The organism is Pseudomonas sp. R4-15 (genome assembly GCF_055768815.1).
On the sequence record NZ_CM147293.1, the window covers coordinates 3430782 to 3450441 of the forward strand.

At 61.0% G+C, this 19660-nt stretch carries 12 protein-coding genes; 1 reads left to right on the top strand and 11 read right to left on the bottom strand.

All coding sequences use genetic code 11. From position 1 onward, the window contains the following. Position 1: 1 nt before the first annotated feature. Entirely contained in the window at positions 2-613 is a 612-nt protein-coding gene (gene imuA / locus ACYRGX_RS16390) for a translesion DNA synthesis-associated protein ImuA (protein ID WP_473053521.1), read from the bottom strand. Positions 614-810: 197 nt separating this feature from the next. Here imuA and ACYRGX_RS16395 point away from each other — a divergent pair, with 197 nt between their 5' ends. Next, positions 811-1998, top strand: a complete 1188-nt coding sequence (locus ACYRGX_RS16395) for an MFS transporter (protein WP_473053522.1) — start codon at positions 811-813, stop codon at positions 1996-1998. A gap of 219 nt (positions 1999-2217) precedes the next feature. Here ACYRGX_RS16395 and ACYRGX_RS16400 read toward each other — a convergent pair whose 3' ends face one another. From ACYRGX_RS16400 to ACYRGX_RS16445, 10 genes are all read right to left on the bottom strand, one after another. After that, on the bottom strand, positions 2218-2739 hold the full coding sequence (locus ACYRGX_RS16400; RefSeq protein WP_473053523.1) for a hypothetical protein: 522 nt from the start codon (positions 2737-2739) through the stop codon (positions 2218-2220). Further along, the gene (locus tag ACYRGX_RS16405) at positions 2714-2854 is read right to left on the bottom strand and encodes an N-acetylmuramidase domain-containing protein (RefSeq protein ID WP_473056712.1); all 141 of its coding nucleotides are present in this window, start codon (positions 2852-2854) and stop codon (positions 2714-2716) included. Before ACYRGX_RS16405 ends, ACYRGX_RS16400 begins: the two co-directional genes overlap by 26 nt. Before the next feature lie 310 nt (positions 2855-3164). Further along, complete coding sequence (locus ACYRGX_RS16410) at positions 3165-3959, bottom strand: hypothetical protein (protein ID WP_473053524.1); 795 nt, start codon at positions 3957-3959, stop codon at positions 3165-3167. Next, positions 3956-4981, bottom strand: coding sequence for a glycoside hydrolase family 19 protein (locus ACYRGX_RS16415; protein ID WP_473053525.1), 1026 nt, complete (start codon positions 4979-4981; stop codon positions 3956-3958). The genes ACYRGX_RS16410 and ACYRGX_RS16415 overlap by 4 nt, the downstream gene beginning before the upstream one ends. Before the next feature lie 855 nt (positions 4982-5836). After that, positions 5837-8290 carry a hypothetical protein gene (locus tag ACYRGX_RS16420; RefSeq protein WP_473053526.1) on the bottom strand — a complete coding sequence of 818 codons (2454 nt, stop codon included), beginning with the start codon at positions 8288-8290 and terminating at the stop codon, positions 5837-5839. 56 nt (positions 8291-8346) lie between these two features. Beyond that, complete coding sequence (locus ACYRGX_RS16425) at positions 8347-10380, bottom strand: type VI secretion system Vgr family protein (protein WP_473053527.1); 2034 nt, start codon at positions 10378-10380, stop codon at positions 8347-8349. 100 nt (positions 10381-10480) lie between these two features. Continuing rightward, complete coding sequence (locus ACYRGX_RS16430; protein WP_473053528.1) at positions 10481-11959, bottom strand: efflux transporter outer membrane subunit; 1479 nt, start codon at positions 11957-11959, stop codon at positions 10481-10483. Then, the gene (locus ACYRGX_RS16435) at positions 11956-15060 is read right to left on the bottom strand and encodes an efflux RND transporter permease subunit (RefSeq protein ID WP_473053529.1); all 3105 of its coding nucleotides are present in this window, start codon (positions 15058-15060) and stop codon (positions 11956-11958) included. The genes ACYRGX_RS16430 and ACYRGX_RS16435 overlap by 4 nt, the downstream gene beginning before the upstream one ends. Positions 15061-15079: 19 nt before the next feature. Then, on the bottom strand, positions 15080-18175 hold the full coding sequence (locus tag ACYRGX_RS16440; RefSeq protein WP_473053530.1) for an MdtB/MuxB family multidrug efflux RND transporter permease subunit: 3096 nt from the start codon (positions 18173-18175) through the stop codon (positions 15080-15082). After that, positions 18172-19404, bottom strand: a complete 1233-nt coding sequence (locus ACYRGX_RS16445; protein WP_473053531.1) for an MdtA/MuxA family multidrug efflux RND transporter periplasmic adaptor subunit — start codon at positions 19402-19404, stop codon at positions 18172-18174. The genes ACYRGX_RS16440 and ACYRGX_RS16445 overlap by 4 nt, the downstream gene beginning before the upstream one ends. Between the last annotated feature and the right edge of the window lie 256 nt (positions 19405-19660).

The window sequence follows — 19660 nt, forward strand, 5'->3', positions numbered from 1 at the left end:
CTCACCCCGCCCAGGCGATCGCTGCGGATGGCGGCAGGCCGCCACGGCACTTGAGCACGCGCAGCTGGGGCAATGGACGGGTTTCCAGTTGCAGACGCAACGCCGCGGGGGACGGGTTGCTCGCCGCCTGCCGCGGGCGAAAGATGAACCCCAAACTGCGCCCGTTTTCAGCCGCGACCTGCAGCCGACGCAGGGCACGGTCGTCGGCATTACGCGGCCAACACAGGACCGCCGCGCAGACGCCGGAGCGCAGACACTGCTCGGCCGCCCAGAGCACCTCGGTCCCTTGCGCGGCAACCAGCAGCAAACCGTCCAGGTCGACGCCAGCAGCTTGCCAGGCGCGTGGGTAAGGCAACTGTGGTGGCGCCACCAGAACCACCCGCGCACCGCTACGCGTCAATCGCGCCAGGGTGGGCCAGAGCAGGCGCAACTCGCCGCTGCCTTCCTCGCCCAGGAGGATTTCACTCAGTGCGGACTCGGGCCAGCCGCCCGCAGGCAAGCCGGCATCCAGCGCGGCATGTCCGGTAGGCTGCTGCGCAACAGGCTCGCCTGCCTGGGAGCCACGCCAGAGACGTCGTTGGTCGATCAAGGAATCCAGGGCGATCACGCTCATGGATGAAAGCCTCCTGGCGGCGAATGCGACGCCCTGGTAACGAATATACTGTATGGATGAACAGTATATTGTTAGCGGCAGGACATCGCTATCCCTCCTTGTCGGAAGAGCCTCGTCAATTTCGTTAGCAGGCTTTCTTTATTCGCGAGCATGGAGGAAGATGTCGGACAACTGTCCGCCCTTCTGTCCTGATCTCCATGACCGCGCCTTCGCCAGTCCAGCCGCCTCTGCTGCAGATCTTCTCCATCGTCAGCTTCACGTTCGTTGCCTTTCTCTGCATAGGCATGCCCCTCGCCGTACTGCCCAGCTACGTTCACGACGATCTGGCCTACGGCTCGGTGATTGCAGGGCTGGTGATCAGTTCCCAGTACCTCTCCACGCTGTTGACTCGACCGCTCGCCGGCAGTCTCTCCGACCGCCTTGGCGGTAAGCAGTCGGTCCTGCGCGGATTGCTCGGTTGCAGCCTGAGCGGCGTGCTGACACTGGCCTCGATTCTCCTGCAGGCACTCCCCACGACGAGCCTGTTGTTGTTGCTCGCAGGACGCATCGTGCTGGGCGTCTCGCAAGGGCTGGTCGGCACCGGCGCGCTGAGCTGGGGCATCGGTCGTTTCGGCCCCGAAAGCACCGCCAAGGTCATTTCCTGGAACGGTATCGCCGCTTATGGCGCGGTCGCCGTTGGCGCCCCGGTAGGCATGGCGCTGGTCGGCTTCGCAGGAATCTGGAGCATGGCCGTCTTCATCATACTGATCGGCCTGTTGGCTTTTGCTGTGGCGCGCAAGCAAGAGGGCGCACCGCTCTTCGCTGGCAAGCGCATGCCTTTTCTCAGCGTGCTGTGGCAGGTGCTGCCCAATGGCACGGGCCTGGCCCTGGGCACGCTCGGTTTCGGCACCCTCGGCACCTTCGTCACCCTCTACTTCAATAGCCTTGGCTGGAGCGGCGCGGCGTGGTGCCTGAGCGCTTTCGGTGCCGCCTTCATCGTCGCACGCATGCTGTTCTCGGGCACCATCAAGCGCCTGGGCGGCTACCACGTGGCACTTGCCTGCCTCGTGGTGGAAACCATCGGCTTGCTGCTGATCTGGCTGGCCGGCGCCCCTTGGGTAGCCGTGCTTGGCGCCGCGCTCACCGGCTTCGGCCTGTCGCTGGTTTACCCTGCCTTGGGCGTCGAGGTAGTCGCCAACATCCAACCCAACAGCCGCGCCGCCGCCCTGGGGGCCTATTCGGTGTTCTTCGACCTGTCACTGGGCATCGCCGGCCCGCTGATGGGCGCCATCGCCAATGCCTTCGGCTTCTCCAGCATCTTCTTCTGCGCCGCCCTGGCCAGCTTCGCCGGCTTGCTGCTGGTGGTGTATCTGCAGCGCAGGCCAAGAAAGGTGGTTAGGGGGTGATTCGAAGACAGAAGCCATGAGAGCTTGGCAATGAGCTCATGCCAAGCGACGGAGTAGTCAGAGAAGATAGAAAAACTCAGCACCGCATAGAATCCAGAAAAAAGAATAGGCAAGGATTACGATTACCAAGTGCCATCGAAGGCATGGGCGAGGTAATGGTTATGCAGCATGCAATATACTATTGCCACTCCCCATCTCACTTCTTCGAGTTTGAAATGCCTAATTTGCGCAACCTAAAGCATTGTCTTTGTCGCATTTAAGAATTGAGGATAGCGGCGATAAGTCTCCAGACGCCTCTCTACTGCACTCAATATCTATTTCCTTGCTTGCGCCCTCCGCTGAAGAAACAATAACTCCAGAGCGCTCTACCGGAGTTTCTTCCATGTCGTAATCTTTGTAGATCTCATATCTATAACCGCCCCTGACAAAACTCACTCTAAAATAGTTAGCCCCGTACCGAAAGTAATGATTGAATCTAAAAGGCTCAAAGTAATTTTCTGACGAGGCAGTCTGAGTCAGCTCTGGATTATTTATACGCCCAAAAAAATAGGTAAGAGATGACGGACTGCCATTTACCTCCATAGCACAGAGGCTAATTAATTTAGATCTTTTTGTTTTGCAGGAGAAATAAATTTTCTCTCCGTCGGGGCAGGCTGCCTCAGTAGCCAAATGGCTTTCACCATAAGCAGAATGACTTATAATGATTGCAGCAAAACTAGCGGTGACCATTAAGTGATTCATAGCTTTCTCTCATTCTTATGTCGTAGCCTTCTTGTGCCGGCCCGTTGTAAGCTAGTGCAAATTGCAACCAGTCTCTTCCCCGAATAGCGGTTAAGAGGCGTCTATCAGACTTAATGAAATTTACGAATGCTTTAAGGTGATTTTTCTCCGAAAAATCGACAGGGTCAGTGTCATTGAATTCAGCTTGCGAGCTTCGCGCTCACTTACTCCGCAGACTTTCTGTTTTCCGCATGCCTGGAGTTTGAATCGCCCCTAGTTTCGTAGAGACCTCCAAGCCTCATAATGACGCCCATTAGGAGGTCCATGCGCTTGCCCTCCACCCTAGCATGGTGGCGCTAAAGCTCACCGGCTGAAAGCCGGTGGTTTTAACCTCTCGATGGAAAATAAATTTATTACACTTTATTTGCGATTTTTGTCTGCGGGCCTTACCTGTTGGCACATTCGAGAGTGTCCTTGCACTGAACCCACCCCTTAATGTCGCCCTTTTTCTTGTTGTGGAACGCAATTTCCAGCCAACCTGCTTTCTGGCCAAGTACTAGAACTTCGTCGTCAGCTATCAAATATTTTGAGGTTTTGTCGGCAACGTTGGCTTGATCATGTAAGTATGTTTTGCGTAGTACGCGGGTAGTGATACGACTCCGCTCGAACCAAGCTTTATATTGTGCAGAAGCTAGCCTGCCTTTGATGGCTGCCTCGAATTTGTAAGGATAGTCGTATATAAGTTTTCCGCTAGTAGGTGATGACAGAACGTCTCCTCCCTCACCGAAGTATGCGCTGATGCGCTCGTTCCGTTCATATCTCTGAGAGTCTAGGCGCTTGTATACCAGCGTTGTAAAGTAATCCGAACCGTAACTGATACCGGTATCGGAGTATAGTGTTACCCTGTGAATGACGAAGAGTTCTGCCTTACCGTCGAAATCCGAGTCTGCCAAGAAGGCGCTATCCACTCCCCCTGGATCTCCAAGATAAGGTAGTTCCGCGAACTGCGTTTCGATGCCAGTATCACATTCCTGCTCTACTATTATTATTGGGAAAATATTTCCACCCGGGTCAACTGGTGTTTCTGATTTTTTGAACCGTATTGCAGTACGATCACCCAGCAAAATCGGGTTGTATATATCTTCTGCGATTTTCTCAGCACACGACGAGCTGCCGGCGTAGGATGTATTAGTTGCAAAGGTAATAAAAAAAACGCACAGCAATCTATTGATTTCATTCATGCGGAGCAATCTCCGTACAATTCAATGAAGGCCTTGGTGATCTCGCGCTTAAACTGTTTCCTTTCGGCGAGCCCTTTTGTTCCTCCATTAATTATTCCTGTGATTTTTTCTACGGCATCTTCTTCGCTCAGACTAGCATCTTCTGCGTGAATTTTCAGATTGTTAGTTTTCCAAAACCAAAGCCCTGTTTCGACAATTACTGCTAAGTCACTTTCTACCAGTGCAGGCTCAGCAGCAATAGGCCTCCCTATTTCCAAGGCACACAAGCGATAATTTGAATAATGCGTAAGATGTAGCAAGCCGCGGCCTCGGTAATCATTTTCTGGATATTCTTTGTTGCCAAAGCAATGCTGACCATACCCTGCATCATTTTTCAGAAGATGATCTTCTATATATTTAAGTTTTTCCGCGTGCGTGGCGAAGGTTAGACCTTTACGGGTGAAGCCGTTGTTGATTGCCGTGGGCGCCATATTATATAGGCTTTGTGCCGTATAGCTAGAGTAATAGAGTGACTCACGGAATGCAGTAAATCGCTTTGTTTCGTGCTTGGCCTGTGCGAGCAGATGGGTTACTTGGGCGCAGGAAGTTATTTCGTATTTATTAAATAGCCTATGGGTGTGCAGGATAAAGCCTTGGATAAAATCATCTGCTGTACTGCCTGGGCATATCTTTTTCATCAGATCATAAGTTACGGAAATACTCTTATTGCATTTCGAGCATATATTTTTTTCTGCTTTCGCAAAGTTAACAGAAAACATAAGAGGGTGGACGTGCCAAGCTTCCCCATCCGAACTGCCCCCTTGCTTACCCGCCAAACCTCCCCACCAACTCAACTGCTCAATACGCGCCTTTTCGCTTTCCCAATTCTGGTTCGGGTCAACATACGGGATATGGCCCATCAGAGGATCAAGTTCATCCCATTTATCAGCCTTCCAGAACCACTCACTTTCATAGTGCGTAATCAGTTGCGCAATGGATTGGGCATGCCAGGGTTTGGCCAATGCCTTCGGTTTCTCCAGCATCTTCTTCTGCGCCGCCCTGGCCAGCTTCGCCGGCTTGTTGCTGGTGGTGTATCTGCAGCGCAGGCCGAGGAAGGTGGTTAAGGGGTGAGTGGAAAGCCGAAGCGATTCACTGTGGCTGCAACTGGAAGATGGGAAGACGTCGACCGTTTCGAGTGATCAAGCCTCAGTTCGGTTACACCAAGGTACGCTTCCGAGGGCGAAACCTTGCCGCCACGATCGGCCATGGCAAACCAGTATTTGATTTCACGTTGGTCGGACTTTTTTATTCGCGATAGAGGCTTTCATAAAAATAGCTGAGTGCGCCATATAATTATATAGATGCTGTTCTATCAGATATACATACGACGCCATATTCACTCCAAGTCAAGCAGGCTTCCCCGCACGGTATTCGGAATGCAGGCTATATAAGTCAAGTACTTAGATTTTTTTTTGACTAAGACGCCATGCCTTGGCTCCTGCACGACTGCCACTCTATTAATCGTTGACATAACCTCGTATGTATACTCACCGCTCGAGAAAGTTACGGAATTCGAGATCTCCCCCCCATGTATATTACCTATGGAAATATCTATGTAAGATATCGGCTGGACCAACTTAAGCTCTGGAGGGTAACCGCTCCTACCAAATGAATACGTCACCATATCTCCGTCCTTATACACCTCAATACTCTTATTGTTTTCTGTTTTGCACATGAAGACTGCGACATGACTTTCCGAAGCATTTGCCACTAACGAAAAGCACAAGACCAAGACAAAAAATATACGAGTCACTCTATAGCTCCAGAGTATAAAAAATTAACTGCCTTAGAGAGAATAAATAATTCTTAGGCGAGGAGGCATCAAAAAATAAGTCATTTCACTCGAAAACCTTTGCGTTCCACAACTTATCAAAATTAGCCCTTCTTTCTGGGTAGGTATTGGTGTCCCTGTTGACGATTTCAGTTATAGAGTCTATGACTTTTACCTCGGCACCCTTATCTGCAAGCTCATATAGTTTCTTTGACACCCAGAAGTTTGCCGCGGATCTAGTAGCATATTTCATCGTTAGTAATAATTCAGGGTTTTCTACAAAATTCACATTGTCGGCTGGCCAATTATCTATCAGGCGACTATGCCAGCTTGTTAAAACCTCATAATTATATCTTCCGGTTAGCTGCTTTAAGCCTCTCCCCCTGTATCGCCAACCATCTCCGGTGGCATAGTCACCATTGCCGAGATCAGCCCTTCCTCCATATGCTCCATTAGCAATAGCTTCAAAATCGCTACGGGTCATTCTGCTACCATCTGCTTTTATTCCGCGCAGAGTCTCATACCCATGCTGCCTAGCCATTTCAGGGTTCCTCCTAAAATACCTAAACATTTGAATTAGCGAGTCCGCCCTATAGACAAACCCCTCTTCAATACTTAGCTGAGGCCCAGTCTCCTGTAGTATTTGAGCAAAAAAATGGGCTCGCCTTAATGGAGTATCTAGTTTATAAAGAGAAACATGTTCATTTAGCTCATGTGCAATTTCAAGTAAATCACTGTTTCTGCCGGAGCGCAAATCCGGGTAGATCGACTTCATTATTTCAAATGTAAACCTAAAGCAACTTTCACCTTGAAATTTGCCAGCCAAGCCTACCCCCTGAAGATGCCACGCTTTTTCATCCCTGCTAATCCCGTGTTGTCCCGCCAGCTCACTCCACCAGCTCAGCTTTTCGATCCTCTGTTTCTCGACCTCCCAAACTAGATTCTTCTGCCCAGGCTCCTCCTCCAGCAACGGATCGAGTTCATCCCACTTGGCTTTATTCCAGAACCACTCGCTTTCGTAGCGAGTGATCAACTGGCCTAACGCCTGTGCCTGCCATGGCTTTTCCAGTGCGGTACGAATTTCATGGCTGGTCAGAACACCGTCGTTGTCGGTGTCGATCATGTCGTAGAGCTTCGCCACGGCCAGGATCGGGCCACCGTCGGTCTTGTCAATCTGTGCGCGGTAGTTCTGCTTTTCGGCATGACTCAGCATGCCCCTGGCATCGAAGGCGTAGGCGAGTTTCTCCAGAGGCGTGCCTGTGTCCTCGATGCACTGGAACCCCTCCCACTCCCAGGGGCTGTGGCGTGTGGTGATCGGTTCCTGTTCGAGCAGCCAGCCACTGATCGGCTTGCCGGCCTCGTCGGCAAGCAGCCCCTCCAGGTACCACCAACGCAGCGTCGTGGGCGTCGAATTACCTGCCACTACGCTTTCCACTGCGATCTTGCTCGTGGAAGGCAGGCTATCCAGTAGCGACTGGGGAATGATCAGGTCGACGCCGACGGTGATACCGGCATCTGCCGCCTTCGGCGGATTCTCGCTGGAGATATCCTCACGATGGGGGATCAGTCGGCTGGCGCCCTTGTAGACCTTGAGCAAGGTTTTCTGACTATCCGGCAAGCGGGCAGCCCAGGCGCGACTCCGCGCGAGAAAGGCCGGTACGTCGTCGCAGCTGAACAGCTCCAGATGAACCAGCGGATGCGGCGCTCCCGTGTGATTCTGGTAGGTGCCAGGATGGCCGATTAGGTCACCCGCCTTGATCGGAAATCCAGCACCCAGCACCACGACGCCATCTTTTTCCGGCGGCTCTGCTGAGCGTGCCTTCAGGTACTTGAACGCCACGTAGCCCGGCAGGTTGCCCTCGTCATCCGCCGTGAGCTCAGGACTGGCGGTGCCGCTGAGAATGCCGGTCAGCTTGCGAAAATCTCCCTCTCCGGGCGCCAGGGTCACTTCGGCCCCCTTGGAGAGTTCGGAGAGCTTTTCCGATGCCGCACTTGGCCCCGAACGAACGTTCAGCCCCTGAGTTCGGGTGTTGACGATATAGGTCCCGCGTCCCCAGAACGCTGGGCGCGGTAGATCGGCCTGGTCTTGATAGCCCTGCCAATCCTGCAGGTGCATGTACAGGCTGTAGAGCGTCAGGCTAGGCGGTGTCTGCCCCTCGTCCGGCGAGCCGTCGGCCTTGGTTAGCCAGGGTGCCTGGAGACGATGCTTGACCAGCACGAAGCCGGTGGAGAATGGCGCCCTGGTCAATCGGGGTGCCTCCGCGAGGTACTCACTGAGCGGATAGCGCTCGTCGATCCGATAGGCGATCACCTCGCCATCGGCAAGGCAACGCACACTCGTTTGATCGAACAGCGATGCGGTGCCCTCATCGAAGTGCAGGCCCCCATGCCACAAGCCATTTTCACCGACGGGATAGTAGCCACCCTTGGCCTTGGCCATTTGGGTAAGTAGCTGCAGAGCATTACTCGCGCCTTTCGCGGGAAACGGATAGGCCCAGTTGATCGGTTGATTGTCAGCCATGAAGGAAATCCTGTTCCTTGCCAGCCATCGATCCCAATGGCCAGACGTGTCTGGTATCAGCAGGAAAAATTGAGGGTGCGCCTGAGCTTGCCGAGATAACTCCGGTCCCCAGCCAGCGCGGCCGCCAGCAGGTCGCCCGCCAGGTCGCGGTCGGCCAGGCCTGGCGCCAGAGGCCTGAGGATGGCGATGCCAGTACCCTTGCCTGGGGAGCCGCCGGCATTGAGTTTGGCCAGGGGGCCGACCAGGGTGATGCCGCCCGGGTCGAGCTTGATGAAGCTGCCGCCGGCCTGCAGGGTCAGTTCGATGTCGGCTTCGATGACCATCTTCTGTCCGGCCTTGAGGTGGATCTCGCGACCGGCTCGGGTGAGTTGGGATCTGCCCAGCTTGATGTGCTGGGCATTGGCGATGGTCAGGTGATCGTCGGCGCGCAGCTCCACCTTGCGGTCGGCGTGGGTGATGCGGTGCTCCTCGGCTTCGAGTTCGGTGTAGCTGTTGGCTTCGACGCGGTCGTGACGCTGGTGGCCGACGCGGATCTTCTGGTCGTGCTCGATGTTCTCGTCCCAGTCGCGCTGGGCGTGCAGGTAGATCTGTTCGGCGCCCTTGCGATCCTCGATGCGCAGCTCGTTGTAGCCGCCTCCGCCGGGTGAGCTGAGGGTCTTGAACACGCTACGGGTGCGGTTGGCCGGCAGCTCGTAGGGCACCTGGTTCTCGGCATGGTAGAGGCAGCCGGTGACCAGCGGCTGGTCGGGGTCGCCTTCGAGGAAACTGACCAGCACTTCCATGCCGATGCGCGGGATGGCGATACCGCCGTAGCGATCGCCGGCCCAACTGCTGGAAACGCGCAGCCAGCAACTGGTGTTGTCGTCGGCCTGGCCCTCGCGGTCCCAGTGGAATTGCACCTTGATGCGGCCGTATTCGTCGCAGTGGATTTCCTCGCCTTCGGGGCCGGTGACGACGGCGCTTTGGGCGCCGAGCAGGCGCGGTTTGGGGTGGTTGGGTGTGGGGCGGTAGGGGAGGGTCCAGGGGAAAGCGGTGAAGTGGTTGCGGTAGCCCTGGGTGAAGTCTGTGGGTTGTCGATCCCCCTCTCCCGCGAGGGGCGAGGGAGAAAAGCTGATCGATTCTTCCAGTACCTGTGGTTGCTTGCCTTCGTGGTGGATTTTGCCGAGTAGCCAGAGGTCGTTGCAGTCCTGCCGTGGGTGTTCGGCGAGGGGCAGTAGGTGGCCGCTGCGCAGGCTGGGTTGGTCGCTGCGGCCCTGGGCCTGGAGGCGGTCGTGGCGGTGGCTTTCCAGGTGCAGGCGGGCGAGCTGGCGGCCGCGTTCGCGGTCGCTGAAGTGGCCGGGGAAGGCGTAGTCCTCCAGGCCCTGTTCATCCTCGCTGACGGTGGTTTCCAGGCGCAGGCGCGGTTTCTCGAAGTCGTAGTCGCGGCGGCTGACGCTGGCGGTGCGCACGGCGGCGCTCAGGGAGAAGCGCTCGATCACCGCCTCCTCGGCCTGCATGCCGCTGCCGGGGTGGTAGCGCGTTTGCCCGAGGCGCGGAAACACCGTCTGGTCGTCGCCGAACACCAGCAGGTGGCCGTCGGGTGAATGCCGGAAGTGATAGTGGATGCCTTCCTCCTCGCACAGGCGCTGGAGGAAGTGCAGGTCGCTCTCGGCGTACTGGGTGCAGTAGACGCGCGCGGGATGTTCGCCACCCAGCTCGAAGCGGTAGTCGCCAAGGCCATGCTCGTCGAGCAGTCGGGTGATGATCTGCGGCACGCTCAGGTGCTGGAAGATGCGCGCGTTGCGCCGCCAGCCCAGCCAGGCCAGTTGCGGGCGCAGTTGCAGGTGATAGCGGGTCAGGCGGCGGCCGGAGTCGCCCTGGGTGAAGGCGTGAACCCAGCCATGGATACCCTGTTCGGCGCCCAGTTGCAGGTAGGCCGGCTGCTGCAGGAAGTCTTCCAGGGGCAGTGCCGGGTTCTCGCTGACCAGTTGCAGATCGAAGGCGAAGGGCTCGGAAAGCGCCTCGTGGCCGCTGAAGGCGAGCACCTGCAGGTCATGGGCAAGGCCGGGCAGTTCGAGGGAGAAATGCGGCTGGTTGGCGGGGGCGAGCATCCGTTGCTCCTCGGCGATCTGCGGAAAACGCCGAGGGTGCCAGATGCCTCGCCGAGGAACCGTGAACGGCTACACCTCGGCGTCGATCCAATCAACGCGATCAGCGTTGCGCGGCGTCCTCCTGCAGCTCGGCGGCATCCCAGCCGCCACCTAGGGCAGCGATCAGTTGCACGCTGGCGGTCAGACGGCTGCCCAGCAGAGTCAGGTTGCTGCGTTCGTTGGACAGCGCCGTGGCCTGCAGATTGACCACATCGTTGTAGTCGATGATGCCGGCGCGGTACTGGTTCTCGATCATCCGCAGGGCATCGCGCGCCGATTCCAGCGCCTCCTGCTGGATGCCCGACTCCTGTTGCAACACGCGCAGTTGCACCAGGTAGTCCTCTACCTCACGGAAGCCATCCAGCACGGTCTGCCGGTAGCTCGCCACGGTCTGGTCGTAGGCGGCCTCGCTGCGCGCCCGTTCGGCGCTGCGCGCGCCGCCATCGAAGAGTGTCAGCGCCAGGGAAGGTCCGAGCGACCAAAAGCGGTTGGGCAGGTCGAACAGCTGCGAAAAACTGTCGTTGCGATAGCCGCCATTGGCGCTGATCGACAGGTCCGGATACCAGGCAGCCTCGGCGACCCCGATCTGCGCGTTCGCCGCGGCCACCTGGCGCTCGGCGGAGGCGATGTCCGGACGCCGCTCGAGCAATGCCGAGGGCAGGCTCGAAGGCACCTGCGGCAGCGTCGGCACACCGTCTCGCGGAGCGATGGAGAATTGCGCCGGCGGCACGCCGATGAGCACGGCGATGGCGTGCTCGAGTTGCGCACGCTGCCAATCCAGATCCACCGACTGCGCCTGGGTGCTGCGCAACTGAGTACGCGCCTGGGCGACGTCCGAACGCGGCACGATGCCGGCGCGGTACTGGTTTTCGGTCAGCTTGAGCGAGCGCTGGTAGGCCTGCACCGTGGCATCGAGCAGGCGCTTCTGCTCATCCATCACCCGCAGTTGCAGGTAGTTCTGCACCAGTTCGGACTGCAGGCTCAGGCGCACTGCGGCAAGATCGGCGAGGCTCGCCTCGGCCGTCGCGCGCTCGGATTCCAGTCCACGCCGCAAGCGCCCCCAGAGGTCGGGCTCCCAACTCACGCCGAGGGTCGCCTCGTAGCTTTCGGAAACACCACTACCGCCGCTGGAATTGAACACCGCACCGCTGCCATCGGTGAAGGTGCTGCTCTCCCCTCCGCGCCCCGAACGCGTCACCCCGACGCCCGTGGACAGCGTCGGCCAGAAGCTCGCACGGGCACTGCGTACCAGCGCCCGTGCCTGTCGGTATTGCGCCTCGGATGCGGCCAGGCTCTGGTTGGAAACCACCAGGCGCTCGACCAGTCCATCGAGTTGCGCATCGCCATAGAGCGTCCACCAGTCCTCGCGCAGACGCGTGTCGGCAGGCTCCGCATTCTTCCAGCCCTGCCCCTGCCGATAGGCGTCGGGTACCTGTAGATCCGGCCGCTGGTAGTCCGGGCCGAGGGTGCAGCCGGCCAGCGCCAGCGAGAGCAGCACGGCACCACCGCGGATCGGGAAACGGAAAGGTCGAGGCTTCATAGCGGAGTATCCAGGGCAGCATCGGTACGCACGCCACGCCAGCGATTGACGCGGTGGCGCAGGCGGTCGAGGGATAAATAGACCACCGGAGTGGTGTAGAGGGTCAGCAACTGGCTCAGCACCAGGCCACCGACGATCGCCAGGCCCAGCGGCTGGCGCATCTCGGCGCCTTCCGCGCTGCCGAGCATCAACGGCAGCGCGCCGAGGATCGCCGCCAGGGTGGTCATCAGGATCGGCCGGAAGCGCAGCAGGCAGGCCTCGCGGATCGCCCGTCGCGGTTCGACGCCGTCCTGCCGCTCGATCTGCAGGGCCAGGTCGATCATCAGGATGGCGTTCTTCTTCACCACGCCGATCAGCAGGAACAGCCCGAGCAGCGAGATCAGGCTGAACTGCCCGCCCGTGGCGATGATCGCCAACAAGGCGCCGACCCCGGCCGACGGCAGCGTGGAGAGGATCGTCAGCGGATGCACGTAGCTCTCGTAGAGAATGCCGAGAATGATGTACACCACCAGCAAGGCGCCGAGGATCATCAAGGGCTGCCCGGCCATCGCCTGCTGCAACTGCCCGCCGGTGCCGCCGAGCAGTCCCTGCACCTCGGTGGGCAGGTTGACCCGCGAGATGGCGCTCTGGATCGCCGCATTGGCCTCCGCGTCCGAATAGCCCTCGGCCACCGAGTAGCCGATGCTCTCGGCGGCGAACTGGCCCTGGTGGCTGACCCGGTCTTCCTCCAGGCTGCGCTCCCAATGGGCGATGGTCGACAGCGGCACGCGATTGCCGTCCTCGGTGATGACCTTGATCTGCTCCAGCGCCTCGGGGCTCTGCGCGTAGCGCGGGTCGATCTCCATCACCACCGAGTACTGGTTGAGGCGGTCGTAGATGGTGGAGATCTGCCGCTGACTGAAGGCATTGTTGAGCACGCTGGTGACCATCGACATGTCGATACCCAGGCGCTTGGCCGCATCGCGATCGAGCACCAGGCGGATCTGCTGGGCGCCCTCGCCTTCGCTGGCATCGATATCGGTCAGTTGCGGCAACGCGCGCAGAGCCTCGCGTACTGGCGGCAACCAGCGCCGCAGCAAATCGAGATCGTCCGACAGCAGCACGTATTCGTTGGCACTGCTGCGCCCCTGGCGGCCACCGAACTGCAAGTCCTGGTCAGGCATCAGGAACAATCGCCCGCCGGGGACCTTGGGCACCTCGTGACGCAGCCGCGCGACCACCGCCTCGGCGGAGATGCGCCGCTCGGCGATGGGTTTCAGGCGCACGATCATCATCGCGTTGTTGATACCACTGTTGCCGCCGATGAAACCGGCGACGCTCTCCACCGCCGGATCGGCGAGCAGCGCCTTGCGATAGATCTCCATCTTCGGCTGCATGACCTGGAAGGACAGACCGTCGTCGCCGCGGGCGAAGCCGATCAACTGGCCGGTGTCCTGCTGCGGCATGAAGGTCTTGGGCACCGCCACGTAGAGGTAGAGGTTCAGCCCGATGGTCGCCAGCAACGACAGCAGCATCAGCTTGGGATGTCCCAGCGCCCAGTCCAGACTGCGCCGATAGCCGGACAGCACACGCCCCTGCAGGCGCTCGCCCGCACGCCCGACGCGGCCCTGCTCGCGCGGCGACTCAGCCTTCAGCCAGCGCGCGCAGAGCATCGGCGTGAGCGTCAGCGAGACCAGCAGGGAAATCAGGATCGCCGCCGCCAGGGTGATCGAGAACTCGCGGAACAGCTTCTCGACGATGCCGCCCATGAACAGGATCGAGAGGAACACCGCGACCAGCGAGAGGTTCATCGACAACAACGTGAAGCCTACTTCCCGCGAGCCCTTGAGGGCCGCGGCCAACGGCTTCTCGCCGGCTTCGATATGCCGCGCGATGTTCTCCAGCACGACGATGGCATCGTCCACCACCAACCCGGTGGCGATGATCAGCGCCATCAGCGACAGGTTGTTCAACGAGAAGCCCCACAGGTACATCACCGCGAAGGTCCCGACCAGCGACACCGGCACCGCCAGTGCCGGAATCAGCGCCGCGCGCCAGCGCCCGAGGAACGCATAGACCACCAGGATCACCAGCGCCACGGCGATCAGCAGGGTGCGCTCGGCCTCGTGCAGGGTCGCGCGGATCACCGGCGTGCGGTCCATCGCCACCGCCAGGTCGACGCTCGCCGGGATGACCGCCTGCAACGCCGGCAACTGGGCACGAATATCGGCGATGGTCTCGATGATGTTGGCGCCGGCCTGGCGGTTGATCACCAGCAACACCGCCTGCTGATCGTTGTAGAAACCGGCGTTGTAGCGGTCTTCCACCCCGTCGCTGACCTGCGCCACGTCGGACAACCGCAGGGCCGCGCCGTCCTGGTAGCGGATGATAAGCGGGCGATAGTCCGCGGCCATCTCCAACTGGTCATTGGCGGCCACCTGCCAGCGACGCTGGGCATCCTCAACCGCCCCCTTGGGCCGTTTGACGTTAGCCTGGGCGATGCGCTGGCGAACGTCGTCCAAGGCCACGCCGTACTGGTCGAGCAGGCGCGGCTGCAGGGCGATGCGCACCGCCGGCAGCGAGCTGCCACCCACCTGCACCTCGCCGACTCCGGAGACCTGCGCGAGCTTCTGCGCCAGCACCGTGGAGGCCACGTCGTAGAGCTGCCCCTTGGACAACACCGGGCTGGTCAGGGAAAGCACCATGATCGGTGCCTGGGACGGATTCACCTTGCGGTAGGTGGGCATGCTGCGCATCCCCGACGGCAACAGGTTGCGCGCCTTGTTGATCGCCGCCTGCACCTCTCGGGCGGCGGCATCGATGTCCCGATCGATGTCGAAGAGGATGATGATCCGCGTGTTGCCCTGGCTGCTGCGGCTGGTCATCTCGCTGATCCCGGCGATGGTGCCGAGTGCGCGCTCCAGCGGCGTCGCCACGCTGGACGCCATCACCTGCGGGCTGGCGCCGGGCAGCGAAGCGGTGACGGTGATCGCCGGGAAATCCATCTTCGGCAGCGGCGCCACCGGTAGCAGGCCGAAGCTCAACCCGCCGAGCAGCAGGATCGCCACCGACAGCAGCAGCGTCGCCACGGGCCGCTTGATGAACGGTGCGGAGAGGTTCATCGACGCCCTCGCCCGCCGCTCACGCCTGGGCCTGCGCGTGCGTGCCCCGGCGCCGCAGACGCAACGCCAGGCGATCGAAGTACAGGTAGATGACCGGCGTGGTGAACAGCGTCAGTACCTGGCTGACCAGCAGGCCGCCGACCATCACCAGCCCCAGCGGCTGGCGCAGTTCGGCGCCGGAGCCGCTGGCGAGCATCAGCGGCACCGCGCCGAACAAGGCTGCCAGGGTGGTCATCAGGATCGGCCGGAAACGCAACAGCGCCGCCTGGTAGATCGCCTGCTCCGGAGACATGCCCTGATGCCGTTCGGCCTCCAGGGCGAAGTCGATCATCATGATCGCGTTCTTCTTGACGATGCCGATCAGCAGGATGATGCCGATGATCGCAATCAGCCCCAGGTCATTGCCGGACAGCAGCAGCGCCAGCAACGCACCGACGCCCGCCGAGGGCAGCGTGGAAAGAATCGTGATGGGATGGATATAGCTCTCGTAGAGCACGCCGAGCACGATGTACATGGTCACCACCGCGGCGAGGATCAGCCACAGCGTCGACGACAGCGAGGCCCGGAAGGCCGCCGCGGCGCCCTGGAACTCGCTGGTGATGGCCGGCGGAAGACCGATCTGCTGCTCCACCGACTCGATCACGTCCACCGCCTGGCCGAGGGACACCCCCGGCGCCAGGTTGAAGGACACCATGGCTGCCGGGAACTGCCCGATGTGGTTGACCAGCAACGCCGCGGCGCGTTGTTCCACCTTGGCCAGCGAGGACAGCGGCACCTGCGAGCCATCCGCGGCGGCGACATGGATGTCGCGCAGCGCCTGCGGCCCGACACGGTCGGCGTCGGCGCTTTCCAGCACCACCCGGTACTGGCTGGCCTGGGTGAAGATAGTCGATATCTGCCGCTGGCCGAAGGCGTCGTAGAGCGCGTCGTCGATCGCCGAGACACTGATGCCCAGCCGTCCGGCGAGATCGCGGTCGATATCCAGGTAGACCTGCAAGCCACGCTCCTGCAGGTCGCTGGTGACGTCCACCAGCTCCGGCCGTTGCGCCAGCGCCTGCACCAGGCGCGGCGTCCAGCTCTCCAACTGGTCGTAGTCGGGGGATTCCAGACTGAACTGGAACTGGGTGCGCGAGACCCGATCCTCGATGGTCAGGTCCTGCACCGGCTGCAGGTACAGCGAGATGCCGGGAACCTGCGCCAGCTTCGGTCGCAGCCGCTCGATCACCTCGCTGGCGGTGAGCGCGCGCTCGCCATGGGGCTTGAGGTTGATCAGCATGCGCCCGCTGTTGAGCGTGGCGTTGTCGCCATCCACGCCGATGTAGGACGACAGGCTGGCCACCGCCGGATCGGCCAGCACCACCTGCGCCAGGCGCTGCTGACGCTCGCTCATGGCGGCGAAGGAAATGCTCTGCGGCGCCTCGGAAATGCCCTGGATGATGCCGGTGTCCTGCACCGGGAAGAACCCCTTGGGCACCACCAGGTAAAGCAGCACCGTCAGGCCCAGGGTGGCGATGGCCACCAGCAGGGTGAGGAACTGATGGCGCAGCACCCACGACAGGCCCGTGGCGTAGCGCGCGATCATGCCGTCGATGAACGCACCTGCATCTCGGTAGAAACGCCCCTGCTCCTCTTCGGACTCACGGCGCAGCAGGCGCGCGCACATCATCGGCGTCAGCGTCAGCGAGATCACCAGCGAGATCAGGATCGCCACCGCCAGGGTGATGGCGAACTCGCGGAACAGCCGGCCCACCACATCGGCCATGAACAGCAGCGGGATCAGCACGGCGATCAGCGAGAAGGTCAGCGAAACCAGCGTGAAGCCGATCTGCCGCGCGCCCTTGAGCGCCGCGTTGAGCGGTGTCTCGCCCTCCTCCAGGTGCCGCGCGATGTTCTCCAGCATGACGATGGCATCGTCCACCACGAAGCCGGTGGCGATGGTCAGCGCCATCAGCGTCAGGTTGTTGATCGAGAAGCCGGCCAGGTACATCACGCCGAAGGTGCCGATCAACGACAGCGGTACGGCGATCGACGGAATGACCGTCGCCGCCAGCTTGCGCAGGAACAGGAAGGTCACCAGCACCACCAGGCAGATCGCCAGGAGCAGTTCGTGCTGCACGTCGGTGACGGCCGCGCGAATGGTCTGGGTACGGTCGCTAAGCACCTTCACGTCCACCGTCGCCGGCAGGCTGGCGGTGATCTGCGGCAGTAGCGCCTTGATCCGGTCGACCACCTCGATGACGTTGGCGCCGGGTTGGCGCTGGATGTTCAGCAGCACCGCCTGATTCTGGTCGGCCCAGGCGGCGAGGCGATCGTTCTCGGCACCGTCGAGCAATTGCGCGACGTCCTTCAGGCGCAGCGCCGCGCCGTTCTCGTAGGCGAGGATCAACTCGCCGTATTCCTGCGCCGAACGTAGCTGGTCGTTGGCGTCGAGCTGGGAAACCCGCGTCGGACCGTCGAAGTTGCCCTTGGGCTGGTTGACGTTGGACGCGCTGATCAGCGAGCGCACGTCGGACAGGTTCAGGCCATGCGCCGCCAACGCCTGCGGGTTGACGCGAATGCGCACCGCCGGGCGCTGCCCGCCCGCCAGGCTGACCAGACCGACGCCGCTGATCTGCGCGAGCTTCTGCGCCATGCGCGTGTCGACCAGGTCGTTGACCTGCGGCAGCGGCAGGCTCGGCGACGTGATCGCCAGGGTCATCACCGGGGTGTCCGCCGGGTTGACCTTGTTGTACACCGGCGGTGCCGGCAGATCGCTGGGCAGCAGGTTGTTCGCCGCGTTGATCGCCGCCTGCACTTCCTGCTCGGCGACGTCCAGGGAGATGTCCAGGCCGAAGCGCAGGGTGATCACCGAGGCGCCACCGGAGCTGGAGGAAGACATCTGCGTGAGCCCCGGCATCTGCCCGAACTGGCGCTCCAGCGGCGCGGTCACCGCGCTGGTCATCACCTCCGGGCTGGCGCCGGGATACAGCGTCATCACGCGGATGGTCGGATAGTCGACCTCCGGCAGCGCGGAGACCGGCAACAGGCGATAGGCGATGACCCCGGCCAGGAAGATCGCCACCATCAGCAAGGTGGTGGCGACCGGCCGCAGGATGAACGGCCTCGACAGGCTCATGCGCCTTCCGCGCCTTCCGCCTTCTCGCTACCGCGCACCGGCGCGGTAGCCGGCGCGGCACTGCCCGGCTCGCCCTCGATGACCTCGACCTTGGCCCCTTCGCGCAGGCGGTCGGTGCCTTCCACCACGACCCGATCACCAGGCTCCAGGCCGCTTTCGACCACGTTGCGCGCGCCATCGCCCGGCCCCACCTGGACGTTGCGCAGGGTCACCTTGTCGCGGCCCTGCAGCAGATAGACGAAGGTCCCGCGCGAACCGAACTGCAGCGCATCGGCCGACATGGTCGGCACCTGCGTCAGGGTATCGACACGCAGGCGCACGTTGACGAAAGCGTTCGGGAACAGCGTTTCATCGGCGTTGGCAAAGTCCGCCTTGAGTTTCAGGGTGCCGGTGGCGGTGTCGATCTGGTTGTCGATGCTGGCCAGCGTGCCGGTGGCCAGCAACTGGCTCTCGTCGCGGTTCCAAGCCTGCACCTGGAGCTTTTCACCGGCCCGGTAGCGCTGCAGCACGGCGCCCACATCGACCTCGGGCACGGTGAACACCACGGCGATCGGGCTGGTCTGGGTGATGCTCACCAGCGGCGTGGCATCGCCGCTGCCGACCAGGTTGCCGACGTCCACCTGGCGCAACCCCAGGCGCCCGCCAATGGGCGCACGCACTTCGCTGAACTGCAGGTCCAGGCGCGCCTGGTCCACCGCCGCCTGGCTGGCGGCGATGGTGCCACGGTACTGGTTGACCAGCGCCTGCTGGGTGTCGAGGGTTTGCTTGGCGATGGAGTCCTCGGCGTACAGTCCCTGGTAGCGTTTGAGGTCGATTTCCGCGTTGCGCAGTTGCGCGCGGTTCTGCTGCAGGTCGCCCTCGGCCTGTTGCAGCGCCACGCGGAACGGCCGCTGATCGAGCACGGCCAGCACCGCATCCTTCTTCACCCGCTGACCTTCGGCGAAGCGCACTTCGGCCAATTGCCCATCGACGCGCGGCACCACGTTGACCGTGTTGTAGGCGGTCACCGTGCCCAGCGCCTTGAGCTCCACGGGGAAATCGCCGCGCTCGACGGCCGCCACACGCACCGGTACCGCCTCGGCACCGAACATGCCCGCCGCGCCAGCGGGGTTCGTCGACTTCGAGGCGTGGGGCCAGAACCACCAGGCCAGGAGCACGATCAGGACGAGCAGCAACGGCACTACCCACCAGCGGCGGCGGGAAGATGGGGAAGGAGTGGCTTGGGGCATGACGGGACCGCTATTCGGAGGAGCCTGCAAGATAGAGGCTCGCAGCGCTCAAGCAAAGCCCCTTTACCGGACGTTTACGGCTCTAGGGGCTGCTGACCTTTCGTTCGCGAACCCTTCAGGCCGATGCCTGCTTTGCCGCGATACGGCGTTGCTCGTCTTGGACTTACCCCGGTAAGCCCTGCGACTCGCGCGATCTCCAGGGATGGAGTGAATGCCGCAAGCCCGTCGGCAACGGGCGCGGCCTTGTCTCGCGGCA

Coding starts and splice junctions, on each gene's coding strand:
- imuA (WP_473053521.1), bottom strand. CDS start 613: ATGAGCGTGATCGCCCTGGATTCCTTGATCGACCAACGACGTCTCTGG.
- ACYRGX_RS16395 (WP_473053522.1), top strand. CDS start 811: ATGACCGCGCCTTCGCCAGTCCAGCCGCCTCTGCTGCAGATCTTCTCC.
- ACYRGX_RS16400 (WP_473053523.1), bottom strand. CDS start 2,739: ATGAATCACTTAATGGTCACCGCTAGTTTTGCTGCAATCATTATAAGT.
- ACYRGX_RS16410 (WP_473053524.1), bottom strand. CDS start 3,959: ATGAATGAAATCAATAGATTGCTGTGCGTTTTTTTTATTACCTTTGCA.
- ACYRGX_RS16415 (WP_473053525.1), bottom strand. CDS start 4,981: ATGCTGGAGAAACCGAAGGCATTGGCCAAACCCTGGCATGCCCAATCC.
- ACYRGX_RS16420 (WP_473053526.1), bottom strand. CDS start 8,290: ATGGCTGACAATCAACCGATCAACTGGGCCTATCCGTTTCCCGCGAAA.
- ACYRGX_RS16425 (WP_473053527.1), bottom strand. CDS start 10,380: ATGCTCGCCCCCGCCAACCAGCCGCATTTCTCCCTCGAACTGCCCGGC.
- ACYRGX_RS16430 (WP_473053528.1), bottom strand. CDS start 11,959: ATGAAGCCTCGACCTTTCCGTTTCCCGATCCGCGGTGGTGCCGTGCTG.
- ACYRGX_RS16435 (WP_473053529.1), bottom strand. CDS start 15,060: ATGAACCTCTCCGCACCGTTCATCAAGCGGCCCGTGGCGACGCTGCTG.
- ACYRGX_RS16440 (WP_473053530.1), bottom strand. CDS start 18,175: ATGAGCCTGTCGAGGCCGTTCATCCTGCGGCCGGTCGCCACCACCTTG.
- ACYRGX_RS16445 (WP_473053531.1), bottom strand. CDS start 19,404: ATGCCCCAAGCCACTCCTTCCCCATCTTCCCGCCGCCGCTGGTGGGTA.